Origin of the sequence: Serratia entomophila (assembly GCF_021462285.1) — a bacterium.
Taxonomy (GTDB): Bacteria; Pseudomonadota; Gammaproteobacteria; order Enterobacterales; family Enterobacteriaceae; genus Serratia; species Serratia entomophila.
Genome location: NZ_CP082787.1, coordinates 2,432,365 through 2,449,254 on the forward strand (window position 1 = coordinate 2,432,365; position 16,890 = coordinate 2,449,254).

Here is a 16,890-nt window from a genome sequence, read left to right on the forward strand (position 1 = left end):
AGGTAATCGGCACCGCATGGCTCTGTTAAAAGAAAAAATTCGCGACCATTCCGCAGAGGAAATGCTATTTATTCGCCGGGCCGGCGTTGCGCTGGCGTTGGTTATTGTGTGTTTTGGCGTGCTGATCTTTAACCTGTACCGGGTGCAGATCGAACAGCACGGCTTTTACCAAACGCGCTCCAACCAGAACGACATCAAAATGTTGCCGATCGCCCCCAGCCGCGGGCTGATTTTCGATCGCAACGGCATCCCGCTGGTGCGCAACATCACCCTGTACCAAATAGAAGTCACCCCCAGCAAAATCGATAACATGGCGGCGTTATTACAGACGTTGACGCCGATTGTCGATCTGACGCCCGATGACATCAGCGCCTTCCGCGACGAGATGCACCGCAATAGCCGCTACAAGCCGGTGACGCTGAAAACCGGGCTGAGCGACACCGAAGTGGCGCGTTTCGCCGTCAATCAGTACCGGTTTGCCGGGGTGACCATCGACACTTACCAACAGCGCGAATACCCCTACGGCGCGCAGCTGGCGCACGTGGTGGGCTATGTCTCCAAAATCAACGACGGCGACCTGAAGCGGCTGGACAAGGCCGGGTTGAGTGAAAACTACGCGGCGGATCGCAATATCGGCAAGCAGGGTATTGAAGGCTACTATGAGTCTGAGCTGCACGGCACCACCGGCTATCAGGAGGTGGAGGTGGATAACCACGGCCGGGTGATCCGCCTGTTGAAAGAGCAGCCGCCGCAGGCCGGCAAAAACATCTATCTGACGCTGGATTTGCGGCTGCAGCAGTACATTGAATCGGTGCTGAAGGGCCAGCGCGCCGCGGTGGTGGTGGAAGATCCGCGCGACGGCGGCATTCTGGCGATGGTTTCCAGCCCCAGCTACGATCCCAACCCGTTCGTCAAGGGCATCAGCTACCAGGCCTACAAGTCGCTGCTGGGCAACCCGGACCTGCCGCTGATCAACCGCGTCACCCAGGGGTTGTATCCGCCGGCCTCGACGGTGAAACCCTATATGGCCACCTCGGCGCTGTTCGCCGGGGTGATCACGCCCAACACGACCTTCTTCGGCGCGCCGACCTGGACGTTGCCCGGCACCCAGCGCCGCTACCGCGATTGGCTGAAGACCGGCCACGGCATGCTCAACGTCACCAAGGCTATCGAAGAGTCTGCCGATACTTTCTTCTATCAGGTGGCGTTCGAAATGGGCATCGACCGCATTCACAGCTGGCTGAGCCGGTTCGGTTATGGCCAACTGACCGGCATCGATCTGAATGAAGAGTACCGGGGGGTATTGCCCAGCCGCGCATGGAAGCAAAAGGTGCATAAAAAACCCTGGTATCAAGGGGATACCGTCTCGGTGGGTATCGGCCAGGGCTATTGGGTAGCCACGCCGATCCAGATGGTCAAAGCGCTGACTACCCTGATCAACAACGGCCAGGTCAAAACGCCGCACCTGCTGTATTCGATGAAACGGGGCAACGTCGTCAGCCGCTACCGGCCGCCGGCGCAGGCCGCGCAGGTCGGCGACGCCAAATCGCCTTACTGGGGCATCGTACGCAATGGCATGTACGGCATGGCCAACCTGCCGAACGGCACAGGTTACAAATTGTTCCATACCGCGCCGTATCAAATCGCCGCCAAGTCCGGCACCTCGCAGGTGTTCAGCCTGAAAGAGAACCAGACCTATAACGCCAAAATGATCCCGGTGCGCTTGCGCGACCATATCTTCTATACGCTGTTCGCACCCTATAAAAACCCGCGGGTGGCGATGGCGCTGATCCTGGAAAACGGCGGCGGCGACGGCGTGGTGGCGGGGCCGACCGCCCGGGCGATCCTCGACCATATTTTCGACCCGGCGCATGCGCCGCAGCCCGGCGATCATCCGGAAGTTAAACCGCAGTTAAACGACAGTGCGGATGTACAACAGTAAGCAGATTTGTTTTTACTTTCTTACAAACTGCAATCTTCTGACTATTTCCGTCAGGGTAGACTGAAACACCAACATAAACCGAATAAAAACGCAGGGTTAACACAACAGTGGCGCCATCGACAAAGAAAAGCGGTAAAAACTATTCTCTCTTACGTTTCGGCTGGATCTGCGCCGGTATGCTGGTGTGCTTTTTTCTGCTGGCGTTCAGGGTGGGCTATCTGCAGTTGATGGAGCATCAGCAGTTGGCGAACCAGGCGGACCAGCGGTCGATCCGCACCCAGGTGGTGCCGACCAACCGCGGCATGATCACCGATCGCAACGACGAAGCGCTGGCGGTTAGCGTCTCGTCGCGGGATATCGTGCTGGATCCGAAACATATTATCGACACCAACACCGATACCGGCAACGAACGCTGGCAAAGCATGGCTAACGTGCTGAAGATGCCGCTGGCGGAGGTGCAGAAGGTTATTCAGAGCAATGCCCACAAGCGCTTTGTCTATCTGGCGCGCAAGGTGGAGGATGACAACGCTGCTTACATCAGCAAGCTGCATTTGACCGGCGTCAGCAGCGAGCAGGATTTCAGCCGTTTTTACCCGATGGGCCAGGACGCCGCCGGGCTGATTGGCATCGTCGGGCAGGATAACCAGGGGCTGGAAGGCATCGAGCTGGGCTTCAACCATTTGCTGCAGGGGAAAAACGGCCTGAGGGTCTACCAGAAAGACGGCAGTGGTGCGGTGATCGGGGTGCTGAAAACCGTGGATCCGGTGCCGCCGCCAAACGTGACGTTGAGCATCGACAAGTTTATTCAGTACGTGTTGTTTGCCCAGATCCGCGATGGCGTTATCGCCAACCAGGCGGACTCCGGCTGCGCGGTGCTGGTGAAGGTCAACACCGGCGAAATTCTTGGCATGGCCAGCTACCCCACGTTCAACCCGAACAATTATGCCGGCACGCCGGCGAAGGACATCCGCAACGTGTGCAGCAGCGACAGCTTCGAACCGGGTTCGACGGTGAAGCCGGTGGTGGTGATGGTGGGGCTGGAACACAAACTGATCAAACCGGATACCGTGCTGGACACCACGCCTTACCGAGTGAACGGCCACCTCATCAAGGACGTTGGCCACTGGTCCAAGCTGACCATTACCGGCGTGCTGCAAAAATCCAGCGACATTGCGGTATCGCATATCGCGCTGGCGCTGCCGGCGACGGTGCTGCCGACGGTGTATAAAAGCTTTGGGCTGGGGCGGCCGACCGATCTGGGGATCGGCAACGAGAGCAGCGGCTATTTGCCGCAGCACCGTGAACGCTGGGCCGACATCGAGCGGGCCACTTTCTCCTTCGGCTACGGGCTGCGCGTGACGCCGCTGCAGATGGCGCGTGAATACGCCGCTATCGGTTCGTACGGCGTTTATCGCCCGCTGTCGATCACCAAAGTGACGCCGCCGGTGATGGGGCAACGGATCCTGCCGGAAGACACGGTGAAAACCGTGGTGCACATGATGGAAAGCGACGCCTTGCCGGGCGGCAGTGGGGTGAGCGCTGCGGTGCCGGGTTACCGCCTGGCGATTAAAACCGGCACCGCTGAAAAAATGGGCGCCAACGGCAAATATGACGGCGGTTACATCAACTACACCGCCGGCGTGGCGCCGGCCAGCGATCCGCAGGTGGCGCTGGTGGTGATGGTCAACAACCCGAAAGCGGGCAAGCACTTCGGTGGTTCGGTAGCCGGTCCGGTGTTCGGCAAGATCATGGCGCAGGTGTTGGAGCACATGAACATCCTGCCGGATGCCCAACCGTTGAACGTGGTGTCGCAGGTCAAAGGGTAAGATGTTGTTCTGGTTATTTATTGAAAAACGGATGCAAAAACCTGCCGACGGCGCTCCGGTTGGTTGGCTGTGGGCTGACCAAAGGGGAAAAGCGTCGTTTTTAAAGCGCGATTAAACAGAGTGAAAAATAAGCGTCAAGGAATGTTAAACCGGTAAAATAAATAAATGATGGCGGGGCGTATTCAACTGACAGGCGGGTTTTCTTTATAGGAAAACCCGCCTGAGATTTTTATTAAGCTTAAATTATCAGCGGCCGGTTTGATGGCCGATAATGCCGCCCAAGGCTGCGCCGCCCAGGGTACCCAGAGTGCTGCCGTCGGTCAGCACGGCGCCGCCCAGTGCGCCTACGCCGGCGCCGATAGCGGTATTGCGATCGCGGTGAGACATGTTTCCGCATGCGGTTACAGACAGCGTCGCCATTACGACAACCAACACGCCAGCGGCACGTTTAAGGTTCATAGTGTTTCCCTGATAAATTGACCGGTTAATTGTTTAAAAGTTGGCCCAATTAATAGGTCGGTAGAAGTTGCGATGAATGTATTCCTCCGGCAGGCGGTAAAACAGGTAAAAATTCTTAATTTTCTTCAGTAAAATTCTTATTGTTTTCCGGCGGTGGGCAAAGAGAGGTCCGTGACGCCGCCGCTATTGCCGTAGCGGTAAATTCATAAGGCTAGTTGATAGATTGTTGGCAGTGATTTTGATGGTTAATCTCTCGCCATTCCCGTTATCGTTCGGCCCTCTGGCTATACTGATGAGATGCCCCGCAAGCGCGGGGCGCCATTTATGGAGGCGACGATGTCAGAACTCATTTCGGCGTCCGGCAAACCGGTGAAAATCCCCGGCCCGGATCATCCCATTACTATTGCCCCTCATGCCGCACGCGTCGTCGTTCGCGTGGCCGGACAGACTATTGCCGATAGCCGCAATGCGCTGGCGCTGCAAGAGGCCAGCTACCCGGCGGTACTGTATATTCCGCGCAGCGACGTGAACATGGCGTTGTTACAGAAAACCGATTACGCCACCTATTGTCCTTACAAGGGCGAATGCTGCTACTTTTCCATCCCGCTGGGCGGGCAGCGCGCGGTGAATGCCGTCTGGAGCTATGAAATACCTTATAACGCGGTGGTGGCAATCAAAGACCATCTGGCGTTTTACCCGGATCGGGTGGACGAGATCCGCAGTGAAACTTAGCCCCAGGCAGGCGCCAGGTTGACAATTTCGTTATCCCTACTCATTATGGGTATTATTCGTCATTGATGTGTTTTGCTTATGTTTCCCACATAAGCCGGACTCTGAGCAGGTGCCAAAGTGTCTTCTTCTACCCGGTTTGCCGTTGCCATTCATATTCTGACCAATATCACGCTGTTCCGTGGCCAGACGGTGCGTTCTGAAGATATCGCGCGCAGCGTGAATACCAACCCGACGGTGGTGCGGCGGATCCTCGGGGTGCTGGCCGATGCGGGGTTGACCTATTCACAGATGGGGCAAGGGGGCGGGGCGCTGTTGGCCAGGCCGGCCAGCGATATCACGCTGCTGGATGTGTACCATGCGGTAGAGGAACAGCCTTACTTTATGCTGCATCGCGCCAGGCCCAACGACGCCTGCTACATCGGCCACGCCATCACCCCGGTGCTGGAAGAGGAGTTTGCCCGGGTTGGCCGGGCGCTGGAAAATAGCCTGGCGCTGACCAGCATCGCCGATATGGCGGCCAGGGTCGAGCTGTGCGCCGGCTATCCTTTCACCCCCTGTACGCCGGAATATCAACCGGATACGCACTGAATTCACGCTCAAATCATCCCGTTGACCAGAGCATTTTTTGCATTGCTTTAATGTAATTGTGTAAGTTACATTAGCCCATCAAGTGTGATGTAGCTCACGTTTCGCAGTGATCCCCCACAACCATTGATGTGTTTGCCGGCGCTTTTTCGGCAACGGATTACTGTGCCTAAAAACCAGGAGACAAGATGTTAGAGATGATTGAGAGTTTGGCGACCGTGGTGATCCTGGTGCCGGTGATGGTGGCCGTTTTGCTCGGCACCATTTACGGTCTGGGTGAAGTGTTTAACCTGTTTTCCGCCATCGGCAGAAAAAATAACGGCTGAATTTGAACGCCAGGGGGCGCAATGCCCCCTGACGCCTGTTTACAATACCGTCGCCAAGAAGTTGCGCGTCCTCTCATGCCCCGGCGCATCCAGCACCTGCTGTACGCTTCCCATTTCAACCACCTTTCCCTGATCCATAAAGATAATCTGGTCGGCCACTTCACGGGCGAAGCCGATTTCGTGCGTGACCACCACCATGGTAATGCCCGAATGCGCCAGGTCTTTCATCACCTGCAGCACTTCGCCAACCAGTTCAGGATCCAGGGCGGAGGTCGGCTCATCAAACAGCAACACCTGCGGATTCATCGCCAGCGCGCGGGCGATGGCGACGCGTTGCTGCTGGCCGCCGGACAGTTCACGCGGCCAGGCGTTGATGCGATGCTCCAACCCGACGCGGGCCAGCAGCTGCTTCGCCCGTTCCTGCACCTCGGCTTTTTTTTCCTTTTTCACTCGCTGTGGCGCATCGCTGACGTTTTGCAGCACGGTGCGGTGCGGAAACAGGTTGAACTGCTGAAACACCATGCCGATGCTTTTACGCTGCTCGGCCACCTCGGCTTCTTTCAGCTCGTACAAATGCCGGCCTTTTTGGCGATAGCCGATCAGCTGCTCGCCAACGCGGATGGTGCCGCCGTCCAGCTTTTCCAGGTGGTTGATGCAGCGCAGCAGGGTGGATTTGCCGGAGCCGGAAGGGCCGAGGATCACCGTCACCGATCCGGCCGGAATGGTCAGGCTGATGTTTTTCAACACTTCGGTGCCGGAAAAGGATTTCCGCACCCGATGGATGTGGATCGATGCGCTCATTGTTCACCTCCCTGGGGCGCTTTGCGGCTGCGGAAGAACCCGCTGCTGCGCGTTGCCTGCGTGCCGCGGCCAAAATAGCGCTCCACGTAGTATTGGCCAATCGACAGAATCGAGGTCATGGCCAGATACCACAGGGTGGCGACCAGCAGCAGCGGGATGACCTCGTAGGTGCGTTGGTAAATGATCTGCGCCGAATACAGCACGTCCTGCAGGGCGATCACCGACACCACCGCGGTGGTTTTCAGCTGCCCGATCACCTCATTGCCCGCCGGCGGCAGAATGGTGCGCATCGCCTGCGGCAATACCACGCGCCACAGAATTTGCCCGCGGCGATAGCCCAGCGCTTTGGCGGCCTCCAGCTGGCCGCTGCCGACGCTTTGGATGCCGGCGCGCACGATCTCCGCCGCATAGGCCGACTGATGCATCACCAGGGCGATCACCGCCGCGCTGAAGGTGCTGATAATGGTATTGGTCGGCGCGCTGGCGACCTCGCCCAGAAACGGGAGCCACAGGCTGATGCGCGGATAAAGCGCGGCGATGTTGTACCACAGGAACAGCTGCACCAGCATCGGCACCGCGCGGAAGAACCAGGTGTAGAACCAGCTTACCGCCACCAATACCGGATTGGCCGACAGGCGCATCAGCGCCAGCAGCACGCCGCCGGCGAAGCCGAACACCACCGAGATCGCCGTCAGCTTCAGCGTCATGAGCACGCCGCTGAGGATGGAGGCCTCGGTGAGGTTTTCCGCCACTACCGACCATTCAAAGCGCGGGTTGTGCAGCATGGAATTGACGATAACGCCGACGATCAGCAGCACAACCAGGGCGCTGAACCAGCGCCCGTAGTGCCGGTGGCCGACGATGCTCAGGTCCGCGTCGTCGACGGGGTGTTGCCCACTCATTTTGCGATCTCTTCATTGACGCCGGCGGTTTTCACCGCACCAAAACCGATATCCCAGCCGTCGAGGATTTTCTGGTAGCTGCCGTCGGCGATCAGCGAGTTCAGCGCCGCCTGCACCGGTTTCACCAGTTCGGAGCCTTTCGGCAGGGCGATGGCCACCGTGGTGCCGTCGATGTTGATATCACCGGCCAGCGCCAGCGGCTTGACGTGGGTGGCCTGATAACGCAGCCCTTCATAGGGGCCGAAGAACATCGGCACGCGGCCGCTGATCACCGCCTGCACCCCGGCCGGGCGATCCGGGAAGATCGGTATGGTGATGGCCGGCTTGCCGGCGGCGACGCATTGATCGCTGGCCTGCTGCAGACGGGTGATCTGCGAGGTGCCTGCGCCGGCGCCGACGGTCTGGCCGCACAGCTGGGCCAGTTCGGTGTAAGGGCCCAGCGCCGCGTCTTTGCGGGCGATCAGCGCCAGCTTGGAGGCGTTGTAATAGCCGACGAAGTCCACCTGCTGGAAGCGTTTTTTGTTGGCGTCAATGTTGGCCAACGCGACGTCGTAACGGCCGGACTTCAGGCCGGGGATGATGTTGTCGAAACCGCCGGTGTCCTTCCAGTGGATAGCCACGCCCAGGCGATCGGCGATCGCGCTCATCACGTCGATTTCACGCCCGGCGAGCGTTTTGTTGTCCGCCTGGTAAAAGGTGGTCGGCGGGGTGTTCGGGTTGGTGCCGGCGACGATGTAGCCGGCCTTTTTGATCGCTTCAGGCAGGCTGTCGTGCAACGCCGGATCGGCGCTGGCTTTCACCGCCGCCTTGAAGGGGACATCGCCTTCAGCGGCATGGCCGGCGGCCAACGGCGCCAGAGTGGACGAAGCCAACAGCAGGGACAATACGGTGCGTTTGAATGTGCTTTTCATCATGATCTCCCCTGCGGATTAAGCCGATTGTACGTTAGCGAAGTTGATTGCCGGTTCCGGCAGGCCCAGGTTTTCACGCAGGGTTGAATGCTGATACTCCTCACGGAACAGGCCACGGCGGCGCAGCTCCGGGATCACCAGCTCGACGAACAGCGCCAGCTGGTTAGGCAACACCGCCGGCATGATGTTGAAGCCGTCTGCGCCTCGCTGTTCCAGCCACAGCTGGAAGTCGTCGGCGATCTCTTCGGCGGTGCCCACCACCACGCGGTGGCCGCGCGAACCCGCCGCGACGGCCGCCAGTTCGCGCAGCGTCAGGTTTTCCCGCGCCGCCAGATCGGTCAGCAGCTTCACGCGGCTTTGGCCGCCTTCAGTGGCGCCCACGTCCGGTACCGGGCCGTCCAGCGGGTAATCGCTCAAATCGAAGCCAAAGCGCGCCGACAGCTGCTCGATGCCGTTATCGATATCCACCAGCTGATTCAGCTGATACCAGGTTTCCTGCGCTTCTTCTTTGGTACGGCCGACAATCGGCATCACGCCCGGCAGGATCAGCAGGTGGTCCGGGTTGCGGCCGGCGTCGGCCACGTATTTTTTCTGGCTGCGGTAGAAGGCCTGGCCTTCTTCCAGGCTGGCGGCGGCGGTGAACACCACTTCGGCGGTTTCCGCCGCCAGCTGTTGGCCGGCAGGGGAAGAGCCGGCCTCAATGATCACCGGCCGCCCCTGCGGCGAGCGGGAAATGTTCAGCGGGCCCTGCACCGAGAAATGCTTGCCCTTATGGTTGGCGGCGTGGATTTTCTCGTCGATGGCGTATACGCCGTTTTGCTTGTCGCGCACGATGGCGTCTTTTTCCCAGCCGTCCCACAGTTTGTAGCTGGCCTCGAGGAATTCCCGCGCCACTTCATAGCGTTCGGCGTGCGAAGGCAGATCGTCACGGCTGAAGTTGCGCGCCGCATCGCTGGAGAAAGAGGTCACCACGTTCCAGGCGGCACGGCCGTGGCTGATATGGTCGATGGAGGCCATGGCGCGCGCCAGGTGGAAGGGTTGATCGAAAGTGGTGGAGGCGGTCGCCGCCAGCCCGATATGGCGGGTGTTGACCGCCAGCGCTGCCAGCAGCGTCAGCGGCTCCAGGCGTGACATCGTCGAGGGCAGGCGGTGCACGCTGGTCGCCAGCGCGTCGCCGACGAAGAACATATCGAAGGTGCCTTCTTCGGCTTTTTTTGCTATCCAGGTGAACCAGTCGATATCGGTCGGTGAACCGCTGGCGCCCTCTGCGCGCCACCCCCCGACGTGGTGCCCCAGCGCCTGAACGAACAGGCCGAGACGAAGTTGGCGCGATGGTGTTGAAGGTGAAGTACTCATAATTATTCCTATTTTATTATTAATTTAACAATGCAATCAGTCGCGGCAGCGCGCCAGGGGACCTCAGGGCGCAGTCGCGGATAACGCTTTCGCCGTCGAGGCCCGGCAGCAGCTGCAGAATGGCGCGCAGCTTGGCGTCGAGGTCGGTCGGCCGGGCGGCGGTTTGCTTTCTTGTGACCATGTCACTTAGTTGCCGCCCATCCTGCAGCGTCAGGGTCAGGCGGTGAAAGCGCAACTCCGGATCGAGCGCGTCCGGCGGAGCGGTGGGATCGGCATGGCGCTCAACTTTCGCCGCCAGGGCGGCGATAGCCGCATCAACCGGCTGTTCGCCGTAGTGCGTCAGAGGGACCTCACCGTTGTACAGCGCGTCGGCGATGACGTATTCGAGGCTAAAGCGCGCTTCCACGCCGGTGGTCGGCCGGCGAATGTAGGGTGCGGTATCGGCGCCGGGCGGGAAACCGACCTCAACCCGTGCGATCTCCTCCAGGGCGTCTCCTTGCTCCAGCAGCCGCGCGCGCAGGGCGAACGCCGCCTCGGCCGCGCTGTGGGTGCCGCCGCAGGTCGGGTAGCGCTTGAACTCCAGCCCCGGCTGCAGGATGCGCCAGGGCGCGCCCCAGCCGGCGGTCAGGCGTTGCGGTTGTTGCAGGCCGTCGCCGTGGGAACTCAGCAGGTTGTCCAGCACGCCCTCCGGCTGGCCGATGAAACCGGCCTGAGCCAGCAGGGCGGCGTTGACCGCGCTGCGTGCCGCCAGCCCGGCGTGCAGCGGTTTGGCCGCCGAACCGAACTGGCTGCGCAGGCCCGCCGCCTGGGTGGCGGCCAGGCCCAACGCAATCTGCGTTTGCCGCTGGCCAAGCTGCAGATAACGCGCCACGGCGGCGCAGGCGGCGACCGCGCCCAGGGTGGCGGTGCTGTGAAAACCCAGCGCGTAATGCTGCGTGCCGGCGGCTAATCCCAGACGGCCCACGGCCTCTACGCCGATGACATAGGCGGCCAACAGCTCAGTGACATTGTCACCATCACCGTACAGCGCCAACAGCGCGGAGAGCACCACGGTGCTCGGATGGCCGCGCAGCGCGGGATGATAATCATCGAAGTCCAACGAGTGGCTGACATAGCCATAGCGCAGTGCGCGGTTCTCGCTGCCGTTTGGCGGAAACACCTTGCCGATCGCCGCCAGGCCGGCATCGCTCAATGCCCCGCGGGCAATCGGCAGTGCGCAGGCGAAGTAGTCTTTCACGCCGCGCCGGGCGGCTGACAGGGCGGTTTCATCCGGCCGGCTGTTCAATATCTGATGAGCGAATTGGGCGGTTATCGACAATGACAAGGGGTTAAAACCTGAATTTATATGAGGTTATGCACGGGGTGCGGGTAGAAAGGCATTGTGTGGCGATTTTCTTTGCCCCGAAAGAACGAACGGGACTTTGATATTACTTAATGGAATATAGGGGCATGAACCCCTGGATGAATGTGAAGCGCAGGCGCTGCGGCCTGCGCTTTAGCTGATTTTGCGCAAAGCAAAGCTGAAATTGCTCTATGGCAAGGTTATCGCTTCGCTGTTATTTCCTGGTTGAATCGATCATCGCCATAACCTGTTTGAACATCGCGCTGTCGGGATTGGCCAGCTCATTCACCAGGGTGAAATGGTTGCTGTGGCTGTCGTTCAACAGCTGCACGTTCAAGCCCCGTTCGACGCAGGCGGCGTAATAGGCCTGGGTTTGATTTTTGAAGCCCTGGGTCTCTTTCGCGCCGACGTCGAGCAGGATCTGCGGCGCATGTCGCTTTTGCGGCAGCATAAACAGCGGGCTGAGGCTCTGCGCCTGTTCGGGCGTCAGGTGCAGCCAGCCGTTGATATAGGTATCGCACAGCGGGCGCAGGTCATACAGGCCGCTGAGCGCCAGCGCGCCTTTAATCACGTTGGCCGGCAGCTGGTAACGCTGCTGCCAGTCGTCGGCGATCAGCATGCCGCTCAGGTGGCCGCCGGCCGAACTGCCGCTGACGTAAATGCGTTCAGGGTCGATGCCATACTGAGCGCCGTGGTGATACAGCCAGGCGATGGCGCTGCGCACCTCTCGCACGATCTCTGCCAGCGTGGCCTCTGGCGCCAGGGTGTATTCCAGGGTGGCGACCGCGACGCCGCGGCGGGCGAAGGCGGCGGCCATCGAGCAGGCTTCCTCCTTGCGCTGTGAGTGCCAGTATCCGCCGTGGATAAACACCAGCAGCGGCGCCGGTTGGCCGATGGCCGGGAACAGATCGAGGCGCTCGGCGGCCCCCATGCCGTAATGCAGATCGTAAATCCCCGGCGTTTGCTCCTTGGCCTGTTGTGCCAGCGTTGCGTATTCCGTCATGCAGGCGTCAAAGTCTTCCACCGAGGCGCGGGCGTTGTACTGCACAGCTCTGGTGGCTGCGTTATCGAACATCAGATCGATTTTCATAACATCTCCTTGTTGGTGTCGAAGGCATTATCTTCCCGGGGTGAATTCTCTACTTGATGTTAAATGCGATGCGTCGGTGCGTTCTTTTTTGCTGTTTTTTGCTGTATATTGCATTTTTTAGCGTCTTACTGCGGATTGAAAGCATGCACAAAGCGGCTCGACAGCGTTATTTATTGGATCTGCTCAGTGAACGCGGGCAGGCGGCGGTGGCCGATCTGGCCAGCACGATTGGGGTTTCCGTCGATACCGTGCGCCGCGATCTGGCTGATTTGCAGCGCCAGGGGCTGGCGCAAAAGAATCACGGCGGGGCGATAGCGCTGGATCCGCCGGAGATGAATCGCCAGGCGCGCGGCGCGCTGCTGCCGCACACCAAGCAGCGCCTTGGCCGCGCGGTAGCGGCGCAGATCCCGCCCGGCAGCACGCTGATGCTGGACGCCGGCAGCACGTTGCTGGCGGTGGCTCGTGAGCTGCGCGGCCCGGCGACGGTGATCACCGCCTCGCTGGATATCGCCCAATGCCTGAGCGACAGGCCGGATATTCAGCTGATCCTGCTCGGCGGGCAGTGGGATGCACGGCAGCGGCTGTTTGCCGGCAGCGCTACGCTGGCGCTGCTGGAACGCTACCGTGCGGATATTGCCTTGCTGGGGGTCTGTGCGGTGCATGCGCAGCTGGGGCTTAGCGCCAGCGAAGAGGCCGACGCGGCGGTTAAGCGCGCCATGCTGGCCGCCAGCGGCGAGCACTGGCTGGTGACCGACCATATGAAACTGGATCGCTGCGAACCGCACCGGGTGGCGGAGTTGGCGCAGATCCAGCGCATCTTTACCGATCGTCCCTGGGATAGCCTGGATGACGCATCCACCATTGAACTTTGTGTCGTCGCCGACGACCGCTGAAGGAGAAAGATGATGAGTGATAACGCTACGCCGCTGAAGGTGGCGCTGATTGGCTACGGTTTTGTCGGCAAGGCTTTCCATGCGCCGCTGATCAACTCGGTGCCGGGGCTGGAGCTGAGCCTGGTGTCGTCACGCGACGCCGGCAAGGTGCACGCCGACCTGCCGCAGGTGCAGGTGCAGGTGGTCGCCGATCCGTTGGAGGCGATCCGCCATCCGCAGGTGGATCTGGTGGTTATCGCTTCGCCGAACGCCACCCACGCGCCGCTGGCCAGGGCGGCGCTGGAAGCCGGCAAGCACGTGGTGGTGGATAAGCCGTTTACCCTGGATCTGGCCGAGGCGCGCGAGCTTATCCTGCTGGCGGAAAAACACGGCCGGCTGCTGTCGGTGTTCCAGAACCGCCGCTGGGACAGCGACTATCTCGGCGTTAAGCAGGTCATCGATCGGGGGTTGATTGGCAAGGTGTCGCACTTTGAATCCCATATCGACCGCTACCGCCCGGAAGTGCGGGTGCGCTGGCGCGAGCAGAATCTGCCGGGCAGCGGGCTGTGGTTCGATCTGGGGCCGCACATGGTCGACCAGGCGCTGCAGCTGTTTGGGCTGCCGCTCAGCGTTCAGGCCAATATCGCGACGCTGCGCGCCAACGCCGAAGTCAACGACTGGGCGCACGTGATCCTGAACTACCCGTCGCATAAGGTGATCCTGCACGGCAGCATGCTGGTCGCCGGCGGCGTGTCGCGCTTTACGGTGCATGGCGATAAGGGCAGCGTGGTCAAAGCGAAGGCCGACGGCCAGGAAAGCCAGCTGTTGGCCGGCGTGATCCCGGGTTCGGCCACCTGGGGCAAAGACGATGACGCGCTGAGCCTGTTTGTCGGCACCGAACCGGTGCGCGCGCTGCCGACGCCGAACGGCGATCAACGCCAGTATTATATTCAGGTGCGCGACGCGCTGCGTGGCGATGGGGCGAACCCGGTCACCGCTTTGCAGGCGCTGGCGGTCATGGCGGTGTTGGAAGCGGCCGAGACGGCGGCGAAAACCGGCGCGACTCAGCCGCTGCCGCTGACCGCAGAGGAAATCGCCGCCTGGTAAGTTCGCTGCTTCGGTTCTGACAAGGCGTTGGATGCATTGATTAACTGCATCCCGTGCGTCTTCCGCCATACCTCCTCCTGACATAGGCTGCAGACAGCGTATTTCAGGAGGCATCATCATGTCGTTAAATTCTTCTCCGCGGGCGATCCGCGGCATTCTGGCCAGCCTTTCCCTGAGCATGCTGCTGTCATCGCTCGGCATCAGCATCGCCAACGTCGGGTTACCCGCGCTGGCGCAGGCGTTCAACGCCTCCTTTCAGGCGGTGCAGTGGGTGATCCTCAGCTACCTGTTGGCCGTCACTACCGCGGTGATCGGCGCCGGCTACCTGGGTGACAGGATAAACCGTCGGCGGCTGTTGCTGGGCGGCATCGCTTTATTCACCTTCGCCTCGCTGCTGTGCGCCGTGGCGCCGGCGCTTTGGCTGCTGCTGGCGGCGCGGGTGATGCAGGGGATGGGCGCGGCGGTGATGATGTCCATCACCATGGCGTTGGCGGGCGAAACGCTGGGCGCCGGAAAAATCGGCCGGGCGATGGGGCTGCTCGGCACCATGTCGGCGGTGGGCACCGCGCTGGGGCCGTCCCTCGGCGGGGCGCTGATATTCGCCGCCGGGTGGCGGGCGATGTTCCTGATCAACCTGCCGTTGGGGGTGACGGCATTGCTGCTGGCCTGGCGCTTTTTGCCGGATCAACGGCGGGAGGCCGTGGCGGGCAGCTTCGATCGCGCAGGCACCTTGCTGCTGGGCTTCTGCTTGCTGTGCTATGCACTGGCGATGACGCTGGGGCGCGGCCATTTCAGCGCGCTGAATCTGGCGCTGCTGTTGGCCGCCGCTCTGGCGGGCGCGCTGTTCTTCGGCGTGGAGCGGCGTGCGCCTTATCCGCTGATCCGCCCGGCGATGTTACGCCACCCGGCGCTGGCGGCCGGGCTGGCGTCCAGCGCCCTGGTGATGACGGTGATGACCACCACGCTGGTTGTCGGTCCTTTTTACCTGTCACGCGGCCTGGGGTTGAGCGCGGTGCAGGTTGGGCTGGTGATGGCGTCTGGCCCGGCGGTGGCTATCCTGACCGGCGTGCCCGCCGGCTATCTGGTGGATCGCTGGGGGGCGCCGCGCATCACGGCTCTCGGTCTGACGGCGCTCACCTGCGGTATCGGCATGCTGTCGATGACCCTGGCCAGGCAGGGGATGTGGGGCTACATCGCGCCGCTGTGTCTGCTCACCACCGGCTACGCGCTGTTTCAGGTGGCCAACAATACCGCGCTGATGAAAGATCTGTTTCCGCAGCAGCGCGGGGCGATCGCCGGCATGCTCAACCTGGCGCGCAATCTGGGCGGCATTACCGGCGCTTCGGCGATGGGCGCGCTGTTTGCGCTGGCGTGCGGGAACGGCGATCTCGCCGCCGCCGATACCGCCGCTGTGTCCGCCGGCATGCGCGTCACCTACGCAACTGCGGCGCTGCTGGCGCTGGCCGCGCTGGGCATCGCGCTCGGCGGCCGGGCGCTGATGGCGCGTTATTCGGCGGCTAAGTCACCGCGATAAACCAGGTGAACCTTATTGCCGTCGGGATCGCGCAGATAGGCGCCAAAATAGCCTTTGCCGTAGTGCGCGCGTTCACCGGGCTCGCCTTCGCTGCGGCCGCCCGCCTGCATGCCGGCGGCATAGGCTTGCCGCACCTGCTGCTCGTCGGCCGCGAGAAAAGCCACCATGCTGCCGTTGCCCGCGCTGGCCGGCCGGCGGTCAAACGGCTGATAGGCATAGAAGCGGGGCAAGTTCTGGCCGGGAATAATCCAGCAGCGGGCGGCGGGGCCGTTATCCGGCGTCACTTCGCGCTGCCGTAGCCCCAGCGGCAGCAAGATGGCGTCGTAGAATGCGGCTGCGGCGTCCAAATCGCTGACGCCGACGGTAATGTGACTGAACATAGCGATCCCTCTTTCAATCGTGGAGTGGTGACGACATTAGCAGCATTCCTGATGTGCCGCCACCGGCTAGCCGTTCGGGCGATGGGTATCCCATATCGACAGCAGGCGGGTTACCGCATCGTCCAACACCTGGTGGCTGACGCCGTCGCGGGCCAGGGTGGAAACGCCGAGCAGGAAACTGTCGAAAACGGTCGCCAGCGCGGCGGGCTGAACGCTAGCCGCCAGTTCGCCGGTGGCAATGCCGCGCTCAACGCAAAATATAAATCCATTCAGCGTGCGCTGGCGCGAGTCCGCCAGCGGTTGCAGCACCGCGGCATCGTGCTCTGCGCCGCCGGTCATCACGCCCAGCGCCACCATGCAGCCCTTCGGATGATCCGCTTCGCACTGCATTTTGACCGAGCGCCGCAGCGAGATTTCAATCGCCTGGCGCGGCGGCAGCGATTCATCCCACAGCGCGTCGTTTACCCGGCCGTGGCTGTTGAGATAACAGGCCACCGCCTCGCGGAACAGCGCTTCTTTGGAGCCAAAGGCCGCGTAGAAACTGGGCGCGGTGATGCCGCCGCCGATATGCGCTTTAAGCTGAGCCAGCGAGGTGGACTCGTAGCCATGCTGCCAGAACAGATGCAGCGCCTGTTGTACCGCTTCGTCACGGTCAAAACGACGCGGGCGTCCCATTTGTGCCATATAGCGGCCTCCTGATATTTATACCGATCGCTATAAATGTG

General features: G+C 61.3%; 17 protein-coding genes. 8 read left to right on the top strand and 9 right to left on the bottom strand.

Annotated features, from left to right (window positions below):
- Window positions 1–16 precede the first annotated feature (16 nt).
- On the top strand, window positions 17–1,942 hold the full coding sequence (gene mrdA / locus KHA73_RS11975) for a penicillin-binding protein 2 (protein ID WP_234591088.1): 1,926 nt from the start codon (window positions 17–19) through the stop codon (window positions 1,940–1,942).
- A gap of 107 nt (window positions 1,943–2,049) precedes the next feature.
- Window positions 2,050–3,768 carry a penicillin-binding transpeptidase domain-containing protein gene (locus KHA73_RS11980; protein ID WP_234591090.1) on the top strand — a complete coding sequence of 573 codons (1,719 nt, stop codon included), beginning with the start codon at window positions 2,050–2,052 and terminating at the stop codon, window positions 3,766–3,768.
- 246 nt (window positions 3,769–4,014) lie between these two features.
- Here the strand turns inward: KHA73_RS11980 and osmB are convergent, their stop codons facing one another.
- A complete protein-coding gene (gene osmB, locus KHA73_RS11985) occupies window positions 4,015–4,227 on the bottom strand; it encodes an osmotically-inducible lipoprotein OsmB (protein ID WP_234591091.1) in 213 nt (70 codons plus the stop codon).
- 336 nt (window positions 4,228–4,563) lie between these two features.
- On the opposite strand from osmB, the gene KHA73_RS11990 reads away from it, so the two are divergent.
- The 3 genes from KHA73_RS11990 (at window position 4,564) to KHA73_RS12000 (ending at window position 5,870) form a co-directional block, all read left to right on the top strand.
- Window positions 4,564–4,959, top strand: coding sequence for a DUF427 domain-containing protein (locus KHA73_RS11990; RefSeq protein WP_234591093.1), 396 nt, complete (start codon window positions 4,564–4,566; stop codon window positions 4,957–4,959).
- Between the two features lie 117 nt (window positions 4,960–5,076).
- Window positions 5,077–5,547 (top strand): Rrf2 family transcriptional regulator, encoded by a 471-nt coding sequence (locus KHA73_RS11995; protein ID WP_234591095.1) that lies wholly within the window; start codon window positions 5,077–5,079, stop codon window positions 5,545–5,547.
- Window positions 5,548–5,732: 185 nt separating this feature from the next.
- The gene (locus tag KHA73_RS12000) at window positions 5,733–5,870 is read left to right on the top strand and encodes an AcrZ family multidrug efflux pump-associated protein (RefSeq protein WP_234591097.1); all 138 of its coding nucleotides are present in this window, start codon (window positions 5,733–5,735) and stop codon (window positions 5,868–5,870) included.
- Between the two features lie 39 nt (window positions 5,871–5,909).
- Here KHA73_RS12000 and KHA73_RS12005 read toward each other — a convergent pair whose 3' ends face one another.
- The 6 genes from KHA73_RS12005 to KHA73_RS12030 all read right to left on the bottom strand — a co-directional run bounded on the left by KHA73_RS12005 (window position 5,910) and on the right by KHA73_RS12030 (window position 12,272).
- On the bottom strand, window positions 5,910–6,671 hold the full coding sequence (locus KHA73_RS12005) for an amino acid ABC transporter ATP-binding protein (protein ID WP_234591099.1): 762 nt from the start codon (window positions 6,669–6,671) through the stop codon (window positions 5,910–5,912).
- A complete protein-coding gene (locus tag KHA73_RS12010) occupies window positions 6,668–7,573 on the bottom strand; it encodes an amino acid ABC transporter permease (protein ID WP_234591100.1) in 906 nt (301 codons plus the stop codon). Before KHA73_RS12010 ends, KHA73_RS12005 begins: the two co-directional genes overlap by 4 nt.
- A complete protein-coding gene (locus KHA73_RS12015) occupies window positions 7,570–8,484 on the bottom strand; it encodes an ABC transporter substrate-binding protein (protein WP_234591256.1) in 915 nt (304 codons plus the stop codon). Before KHA73_RS12015 ends, KHA73_RS12010 begins: the two co-directional genes overlap by 4 nt.
- 18 nt (window positions 8,485–8,502) lie before the next feature.
- The gene (locus KHA73_RS12020) at window positions 8,503–9,840 is read right to left on the bottom strand and encodes an LLM class flavin-dependent oxidoreductase (protein WP_234591102.1); all 1,338 of its coding nucleotides are present in this window, start codon (window positions 9,838–9,840) and stop codon (window positions 8,503–8,505) included.
- A gap of 19 nt (window positions 9,841–9,859) precedes the next feature.
- Entirely contained in the window at window positions 9,860–11,164 is a 1,305-nt protein-coding gene (locus KHA73_RS12025) for an MmgE/PrpD family protein (RefSeq protein ID WP_234591104.1), read from the bottom strand.
- Window positions 11,165–11,396: 232 nt separating this feature from the next.
- Window positions 11,397–12,272, bottom strand: coding sequence for an alpha/beta hydrolase (locus KHA73_RS12030; protein ID WP_234591105.1), 876 nt, complete (start codon window positions 12,270–12,272; stop codon window positions 11,397–11,399).
- A gap of 143 nt (window positions 12,273–12,415) precedes the next feature.
- Here KHA73_RS12030 and KHA73_RS12035 point away from each other — a divergent pair, with 143 nt between their 5' ends.
- From KHA73_RS12035 to KHA73_RS12045, 3 genes are all read left to right on the top strand, one after another.
- Entirely contained in the window at window positions 12,416–13,165 is a 750-nt protein-coding gene (locus tag KHA73_RS12035) for a DeoR/GlpR family DNA-binding transcription regulator (protein WP_234591106.1), read from the top strand.
- A gap of 12 nt (window positions 13,166–13,177) precedes the next feature.
- Complete coding sequence (locus KHA73_RS12040; protein WP_234591107.1) at window positions 13,178–14,251, top strand: oxidoreductase; 1,074 nt, start codon at window positions 13,178–13,180, stop codon at window positions 14,249–14,251.
- Between the two features lie 118 nt (window positions 14,252–14,369).
- Window positions 14,370–15,785 carry an MFS transporter gene (locus KHA73_RS12045; protein WP_234591108.1) on the top strand — a complete coding sequence of 472 codons (1,416 nt, stop codon included), beginning with the start codon at window positions 14,370–14,372 and terminating at the stop codon, window positions 15,783–15,785.
- On the opposite strand, the gene KHA73_RS12050 is transcribed toward KHA73_RS12045, so the two are convergent.
- Window positions 15,758–16,165, bottom strand: a complete 408-nt coding sequence (locus KHA73_RS12050; RefSeq protein WP_234591109.1) for a VOC family protein — start codon at window positions 16,163–16,165, stop codon at window positions 15,758–15,760. The genes KHA73_RS12045 and KHA73_RS12050 overlap by 28 nt on opposite strands.
- A gap of 66 nt (window positions 16,166–16,231) precedes the next feature.
- Window positions 16,232–16,849 carry a TetR/AcrR family transcriptional regulator gene (locus tag KHA73_RS12055; protein WP_234591110.1) on the bottom strand — a complete coding sequence of 206 codons (618 nt, stop codon included), beginning with the start codon at window positions 16,847–16,849 and terminating at the stop codon, window positions 16,232–16,234.
- Window positions 16,850–16,890: the final 41 nt, after the last annotated feature.

Excerpts from the sequence above, each read along its gene's own strand:
- KHA73_RS12015 (WP_234591256.1), bottom strand. The coding sequence starts at position 8,484 with ATGAAAAGCACATTCAAACGCACCGTATTGTCCCTGCTGTTGGCTTCG.
- KHA73_RS12055 (WP_234591110.1), bottom strand. The coding sequence starts at position 16,849 with ATGGCACAAATGGGACGCCCGCGTCGTTTTGACCGTGACGAAGCGGTA.
- KHA73_RS12010 (WP_234591100.1), bottom strand. The coding sequence starts at position 7,573 with ATGAGTGGGCAACACCCCGTCGACGACGCGGACCTGAGCATCGTCGGC.
- mrdA (WP_234591088.1), top strand. The coding sequence starts at position 17 with ATGGCTCTGTTAAAAGAAAAAATTCGCGACCATTCCGCAGAGGAAATG.
- osmB (WP_234591091.1), bottom strand. The coding sequence starts at position 4,227 with ATGAACCTTAAACGTGCCGCTGGCGTGTTGGTTGTCGTAATGGCGACG.
- KHA73_RS12005 (WP_234591099.1), bottom strand. The coding sequence starts at position 6,671 with ATGAGCGCATCGATCCACATCCATCGGGTGCGGAAATCCTTTTCCGGC.
- KHA73_RS12035 (WP_234591106.1), top strand. The coding sequence starts at position 12,416 with ATGCACAAAGCGGCTCGACAGCGTTATTTATTGGATCTGCTCAGTGAA.
- KHA73_RS12045 (WP_234591108.1), top strand. The coding sequence starts at position 14,370 with ATGTCGTTAAATTCTTCTCCGCGGGCGATCCGCGGCATTCTGGCCAGC.
- KHA73_RS12050 (WP_234591109.1), bottom strand. The coding sequence starts at position 16,165 with ATGTTCAGTCACATTACCGTCGGCGTCAGCGATTTGGACGCCGCAGCC.
- KHA73_RS12040 (WP_234591107.1), top strand. The coding sequence starts at position 13,178 with ATGAGTGATAACGCTACGCCGCTGAAGGTGGCGCTGATTGGCTACGGT.
- KHA73_RS11990 (WP_234591093.1), top strand. The coding sequence starts at position 4,564 with ATGTCAGAACTCATTTCGGCGTCCGGCAAACCGGTGAAAATCCCCGGC.
- KHA73_RS12030 (WP_234591105.1), bottom strand. The coding sequence starts at position 12,272 with ATGAAAATCGATCTGATGTTCGATAACGCAGCCACCAGAGCTGTGCAG.
- KHA73_RS12000 (WP_234591097.1), top strand. The coding sequence starts at position 5,733 with ATGTTAGAGATGATTGAGAGTTTGGCGACCGTGGTGATCCTGGTGCCG.
- KHA73_RS12020 (WP_234591102.1), bottom strand. The coding sequence starts at position 9,840 with ATGAGTACTTCACCTTCAACACCATCGCGCCAACTTCGTCTCGGCCTG.